The 6,112-nt window shown below is 70.4% G+C and carries 6 protein-coding genes; 2 read left to right on the forward strand and 4 right to left on the reverse strand.

The features are described 5' to 3' along the window. Positions 1-41: 41 nt before the first annotated feature. On the forward strand, positions 42-584 hold the full coding sequence (locus ACFWZ5_RS15925) for a bacterial proteasome activator family protein (RefSeq protein ID WP_384790273.1): 543 nt from the start codon (positions 42-44) through the stop codon (positions 582-584). A 106-nt stretch (positions 585-690) separates the two neighbouring features. Here ACFWZ5_RS15925 and ACFWZ5_RS15930 read toward each other — a convergent pair whose 3' ends face one another. Together ACFWZ5_RS15930 and ACFWZ5_RS15935 are read right to left on the reverse strand one after the other, a co-directional pair. Next, on the reverse strand, positions 691-1,152 hold the full coding sequence (locus tag ACFWZ5_RS15930) for a carboxymuconolactone decarboxylase family protein (RefSeq protein ID WP_384790276.1): 462 nt from the start codon (positions 1,150-1,152) through the stop codon (positions 691-693). Between the two features lie 82 nt (positions 1,153-1,234). Next, entirely contained in the window at positions 1,235-2,863 is a 1,629-nt protein-coding gene (locus ACFWZ5_RS15935; protein ID WP_384790279.1) for a protein kinase, read from the reverse strand. A 362-nt stretch (positions 2,864-3,225) separates the two neighbouring features. Between ACFWZ5_RS15935 and ACFWZ5_RS15940 the strand changes: the two genes are divergently transcribed. After that, complete coding sequence (locus ACFWZ5_RS15940; RefSeq protein WP_384790282.1) at positions 3,226-4,824, forward strand: protein kinase; 1,599 nt, start codon at positions 3,226-3,228, stop codon at positions 4,822-4,824. A 158-nt stretch (positions 4,825-4,982) separates the two neighbouring features. Here the strand turns inward: ACFWZ5_RS15940 and ACFWZ5_RS15945 are convergent, their stop codons facing one another. Together ACFWZ5_RS15945 and ACFWZ5_RS15950 are read right to left on the reverse strand one after the other, a co-directional pair. Further along, positions 4,983-5,411 carry a pyridoxamine 5'-phosphate oxidase family protein gene (locus ACFWZ5_RS15945; RefSeq protein ID WP_384790285.1) on the reverse strand — a complete coding sequence of 143 codons (429 nt, stop codon included), beginning with the start codon at positions 5,409-5,411 and terminating at the stop codon, positions 4,983-4,985. A 74-nt stretch (positions 5,412-5,485) separates the two neighbouring features. After that, positions 5,486-6,112, reverse strand: a 627-nt coding sequence (locus tag ACFWZ5_RS15950) for a response regulator (RefSeq protein WP_384890767.1), incomplete at its 5' end; no start/stop codon positions are given.

Raw genomic sequence — 6,112 nt, forward strand, 5'->3', positions numbered from 1 at the left:
CACCACGGATGTGTGAGCAACGGGTGCGAGAGAATGGCGGCATGGAGATGCCGAGGAACGAAAGGTCGCCGGAGAACCCACAGGTCCTGGTCGTCGGCCAGGACGGAATGGCGCTCGGCGGCGGAGGCGACGACGACGCCCGCGAGGTCCCGGTGACGGACATGGTCGAACAGCCGGCGAAGGTCATGCGCATCGGCAGCATGATCAAGCAGCTCTTGGAGGAAGTGCGCGCGGCACCTCTGGACGAGGCGAGCCGGGTGCGCCTCAAGGAGATCCACGCCAGCTCGGTGAAGGAGCTGGAGGACGGGCTCGCGCCCGAGCTCGTCGAGGAGCTGGAGCGCCTGTCGCTGCCGTTCACCGACGAGACCACGCCGAGCGACGCGGAGCTGCGCATCGCGCAGGCCCAGTTGGTGGGCTGGCTCGAGGGCCTCTTCCACGGGATCCAGACGACGCTGTTCGCCCAGCAGATGGCCGCGCGGGCCCAGCTGGAGCAGATGCGCCGCGCGCTGCCCCCGGGCGTGGGCGGCCACGAGGACGACGAGGACGGCGGCGTGGCGGGCCGCACCGGAGGCCCGTACCTCTAGACCTGCCACAGGTCTCCCACCGGAGCACTACATAGGCCTTCCACCGGAGCACCAAGGGGCCCGGTACGCACAGTGCGTACCGGGCCCCTTCGGTGAGCGGCCCCGCTCAGCCCCACGTGGTGCCCGCGGGCTCCTGAATCGTGGCGTTGATGCGGTTGAACATGTTCGTCACCGCGATGACGAGGATCAGGGCGGACAGCTCCTTCTCGTCGAAGTGGTCGGCGACCTCGTCCCAGAGCTCGTCGGACACGGCCTGCGTGGAGCGGTCCGCGAGGCGCGTGGCAACCTCCGCGAGGGCGAGCGCGGCGCGCTCGGCGTCCGTGAAGAACGGCGCCTCGCGCCAGGCCGCCACCGCGGCGATCCGCTCGATGCCCGCCCCGGCCTTGACCAGGTTCTGCGTGTGGCCGTGGATGCAGGCGCTGCATCCGTTGATCTGGCTGGCCCGCAGGCCGACGATCTCCTGCAGCTCCTGCGGAAGGCCGCTCTCGGCGATGGCCTTCATGATGCTGCCGATGCCCTTCATCCCGTCGGGAAGGACGAACGCCGGGTTCTTCATTCGCGCCTGCATGACCGTTCTCCTCTGTGCCGCTCGGCTTGTCACTCCTATGACGGCCGGGCCGCCGCAAGTGTGACCGGAGAGATCAGAAAGTTCAGGACGGGTTGCCGGTGGAGATGTCGAACTGGATCTCCACGTTCTTCGGGTCGACGTCGTCCCCGGCCTTCGGCAGGGTCCGCATGACCGTGTCCTCGCCGTACGTGTTCTCGTCGACCTTGTTCTTGTCGTACTGCCAGCCGGCCGCCTGGAGGCAGGACAGGACCGACCGCCAGTCCTTGAAGGCGAAGTCCGGCATCTTGATCTTGTTCTCGTCGTTGGTGGCCGTGTCCGGCTCCGTGCACATGGTCTTCTCGACCGTGCGCGTGCGGTCGGGGCCACGGTGCCCGGCCACCGGCTTCTTCGGGTCCTTGGCGCCGCCGTCGTCGTCCCCGCCGCCCAGCTGGAGCGCCATGATCAGGCCACCGATGGCGAGCAGGGCGACGACGATCGAGCCGATGATCACCGGCATGTTCCGCTTGCCGCCGCTGGAGCCGCCGGAGCCGCCGCCGGGCGACGCGGTCGTGCCCGGCTGCGGGGAGATGGTGTACGGGGCCGGGGTGTGGGCCGCCTGGGGTGCCGGGGCGTACGCGTTCGTCGGCGCCGGGGTCGCGTAGCCCTGCTGCGGGTAGCCGTACCCCGCCTGCGGGGCCGGGGTCGGGTTGCCGTACGGGCCCGGCTGGTACGGCGTCTGGACGCTGCCCGCGCCCTGCGGCGCCGACGAGTCGACCGGCGGGAAGACGGCGGAGCCGACGCCCGCGCCGCTGGCCGTCTGCGCGCCCGGCACGATGCTGGGCGCCGCCGCCTGGAACGACTGGGCGACGCGCAGGCACTCGTCGCGCATCGCCTCGGCGGTCGGGAAACGCTCGTTCGGGTTCTTCTTCAGCGCGCGGGCGACGAGCGCGTCGATCGCGGGCGGAAGGGAACGGTTGATCGAGGAGGGAGCGACCGGCTCCTCCTGGACGTGCGCGTACGCGATCGCGAGCGGCGAGTCCGCCTCGAAGGGGAGCCGCCCCGTCACCAGCTGGAACAGCATGATGCCGACCGAGTACAGGTCCGAGCGGGCGTCGACGCCGCGGCCGAGGGCCTGCTCGGGCGAGAGGTACTGGGGGGTGCCGACGACCATGCCGGTCTGGGTCATGGACGTGACGCCGGACTGCATGGCGCGGGCGATGCCGAAGTCCATGACCTTGACGACGTTCCGCTTCGTCATCATCACGTTGCCCGGCTTGATGTCGCGGTGGACCAGGCCCATCTCGTGGCTGATCTCCAGGGCCGCGAGGACATCCGCGGTGATCTTGAGCGCCTGGTCGGTGGGCATCGCGCCCTGCTGGCGGATCGCGGCGTCCAGGACGGAGCCGAGGGGCTTGCCCTCCACGTACTCCATGACGATGTACGGCATGGTGGCGCCGCCAAGATCGTCTTCGCCGGTGTCGAAGACCGACACGATGTTCGTGTGCGTGAGCTTGGCCACGGACTGGGCCTCGCGGCGGAAGCGCTCGCGGAAGGACTGCTCGCGGCCCAGCTCCGTGTGGAGTGTCTTGATCGCGACATGGCGGTCGAGGACCGTGTCATAGGCGAGGTGCACCGAAGCCATGCCGCCCTCACCGAGCAGATCGCGCAGCTGATAGCGGCCGCCGGCCAGTGAACTGCCCGCGTACCGGCCCTGAGCGCCGTCCTGGCTCATGTCGTGCGTCCCCCATCGGCGCGGACGCGAGACGGCGCCGCGGCTGTGACTGTGGCTATGGGTGCGACCGAAGACGTCTTGACGACAGTGATCGATCCGCTATTCCTGGCCAAGTCTGCCCGAGGGCCCCGACACGTCAAGCTCGGTGCCCGTTCCGTGACCGTACGCGCAAGAAGCGTCTCGGAAGCGTTACAAGTTTGCCCCATGGGGCGCCTGGCGGGTTTGATGGCCGGTCCACGTCGGACCGGCGTGCCGCGAGAAGGCTGTAGCGTGGCACGGCGGAGTACCACGTACCCCTCTTACCCCCCGACCACGTATCCGGTACACGACGTACCCACGATCAGAAACGACGGCGAGGACTGATGGCACAGACGCAGCGCGCTCAGGGCCCGTCCGACCCCGAGGCGACTGGCGGCGGTATGTCAGACGTGCCCGAGATGTGGGGGAACAACGGACTTGTCGGAGACGGCAGGTACCGCCTGACCCACCGGCTCGGCCGCGGTGGCATGGCCGAGGTGTTCGCCGCCGAGGACGTACGCCTGGGGCGTACGGTCGCGGTCAAGCTGCTCCGCGCCGACCTCGCCGAGGACCCGGTGTCCAAGGCCCGCTTCACGCGTGAGGCACAGTCGGTCGCCGGTCTGAACCACCACGCCGTCGTCGGGGTCTACGACTCCGGCGAGGACTTCATCGGCGGGAACTCCGTCCCCTACATCGTGATGGAGCTGGTCGAGGGCCGCACCATCCGCGATCTGCTGATCAACGCCGAGGCCCCCGGGCCCGAGCAGGCGCTGATCATCGTGTCCGGCGTCCTGGAGGCGCTCGCCTACTCGCACCAGCACGGCATCGTGCACCGCGACATCAAGCCGGCGAACGTGTCGATCACCAACACCGGCGCGGTGAAGGTGATGGACTTCGGCATCGCCCGCGCCCTGCACGGGGCGTCCACGACGATGACGCAGACCGGCATGGTCATGGGCACGCCGCAGTACCTGTCGCCCGAGCAGGCGCTCGGCAAGGCCGTCGACCACCGGTCCGACCTGTACGCGACGGGTTGCCTCCTGTACGAGCTGCTCGCGCTGCGGCCGCCGTTCACCGGTGAGACGCCGCTCTCCGTGGTCTACCAGCACGTCCAGGACACGCCCGTGCCGCCGTCCGAGGTGTCCGACGCGGCGCCGCCGGAGCTCGACGGGCTCGTCATGCGGTCGCTCGCCAAGGACCCCGACGACCGCTTCCAGACCGCCGAGGAGATGCGCGGCCTGGTGCAGTACGGGCTTCAGATGCTCGCCGAGCAGGGCAGCCACACGGGGACCTGGAACACCGGCCCGGTGGAGACGGTCCACGGGCACGAGGGCGCGCACACCCCGGCCATGGGCATGGCGGGTACGGCCGCGATGCCGCACCCCGGGGACAGCGGCACCCAGCAGATCCCGAGCCCCATGCTGCGGCCTCCGGGCGGCGACGACGGCGGCTTCGACGGCGGCCACGGGGACGGGGGCGGCGGGCGGCGCGGCCGGATGTGGATCCTCGCCGTGCTCGCGGTCATCGCCATCGCGGTGGGTGTCGCGTTCGCGCTGTCCGGGGGCGACGACAAGGGCGGCAAGGACGGCGGTCCCTCGAAGACGCCGTCCACGAAGCAGTCCCAGGAGAAGAAGCCCAGCAAGACCAAGGACGAGGAGACGTCCGACGGGTCGACGGAGCCGGGTGCGGGGACCGGGGGTCAGGGGAACACCGACTACACGCGGCAGCCCACGCAGCAGACCCAGCAGCCGACGCGGCCGACGGATCAGCCGACCAAGCCGACCGATCCGCCCACGGATCCGACCGATCCGCCGACCGATCCGACGGACCCGCCGACCGATCCGACCGATCCGCCTACGGATCCGACCGATCCGGCTTCGCCGCCGGATGACGGGGGGAACGGTGGGGACACCGAGGGTGGCGAGGGGTCCGGCGAGAGCTGAGGCCCGTTTGCTGGGTACCCGGCGTCTGGGCTGACGTGCGTACAGCGCGCCCGGCGCCGGGGCTTGCGTACCGAGAGTGCGTTGCCCGGCGTTGCGGGGTCCCGCTGTGCCCACCCGTCCCGCCCTGCGGGACGATTGCCCACAGCGGGGGGCGGCTTTTAGCGGGCGTGCTGGAGGTCGCGCTCGCGGGCCGTGCTGAGGGTGTGGACCGTTGCCGTCTGGGGCTCTATGCGCATGTACACCGGGTCGTACGGTTCGCCGTCCACGTAGTCGGGGGACGGGCCGAACAGGGAGCGTTCCATCTCCGTCGGCTCGATGGCCTCGCACAGGCCCACCAACTGGACCGTCCACTGGCCCTCGTCGGCCGTCGTGGTGCCCAAGTTGTCCGCCCCGTAGGCGATGACGCTGCCCACGCACGCGTGGTGGTAGCCGAAGCCGCGGTGCATGCGCAGCAGGATGCGGTCGTCGGTGACGGCGTGCCGGGCCGCGGCGAGGAACGGCAGCGCGCGCATGCTGGTGGCCACCCGGCCGTACTCGGTACGCCGGAGCAGCGCGAAGGCGAGGTCTCGGTCGCAGTCGGAGGGCATCCTCCTACGGTGCGGCACGCGCGCGTGCGCGAAAAGAGCCGCCCGCCCCGGAAGGGCGGGACGTAAGTCCCGGATCAGCGCCGCTCGGCCTGCATCCGGGCCACGTACGCCGCCGCCTGCGAACGGCGCTCCATGCCGAGCTTGGACAGCAGGCTGGAGACGTAGTTCTTGATCGTCTTCTCGGCGAGGTGGAGGCGCTCGCCGATGACGCGGTTGGTGAGGCCCTCGCCGATCAGGTCGAGGATCTTGCGCTCCTGCTCGGTGAGGTTGGCGAGGCGGTCGTCGCCCTTGGCGCTGTTGCCGTCGCGCAGGCGCTCCAGGACGCGGGCCGTGGCGACCGGGTCGAGCAGGGACTTCCCGGCGGCGACATCGCGTACCGCCGTGAGGAGTTCATTGCCGCGGATGGCCTTGAGGACATAGCCGGAGGCGCCCGCCATGATGGCGTCGAAGAGGGCCTCGTCGTCGGCGAACGAGGTCAGCATCAGGCATTTGATGGAGTCGTCCTGCGAGCGGATCTCGCGGCAGACCTCGACTCCGCTGCCGTCGGGAAGGCGCACGTCGAGGACCGCGACGTCCGGCCGGGTGGCCGGGATGCGGACCAGCGCGTCCGCCGCCGTACCCGCCTCGCCGACCACTTCGATGTCGGACTCCACGGTGAGCATTTCGTGGACTCCGCGCCGTACGACCTCGTGATCGTCGAG

The organism is Streptomyces sp. NPDC059003 (assembly GCF_042740445.1).
Classification (GTDB): Bacteria; Actinomycetota; Actinomycetes; order Streptomycetales; family Streptomycetaceae; genus Streptomyces.

What these genes read in the sequence shown, in the direction of transcription:
- ACFWZ5_RS15940 (WP_384790282.1), top strand. Translation starts at nt 3,226, where the DNA reads ATGGCACAGACGCAGCGCGCTCAGGGCCCGTCCGACCCCGAGGCGACT.
- ACFWZ5_RS15925 (WP_384790273.1), top strand. Translation starts at nt 42, where the DNA reads ATGGAGATGCCGAGGAACGAAAGGTCGCCGGAGAACCCACAGGTCCTG.
- ACFWZ5_RS15930 (WP_384790276.1), bottom strand. Translation starts at nt 1,152, where the DNA reads ATGCAGGCGCGAATGAAGAACCCGGCGTTCGTCCTTCCCGACGGGATG.
- ACFWZ5_RS15945 (WP_384790285.1), bottom strand. Translation starts at nt 5,411, where the DNA reads ATGCCCTCCGACTGCGACCGAGACCTCGCCTTCGCGCTGCTCCGGCGT.
- ACFWZ5_RS15935 (WP_384790279.1), bottom strand. Translation starts at nt 2,863, where the DNA reads ATGAGCCAGGACGGCGCTCAGGGCCGGTACGCGGGCAGTTCACTGGCC.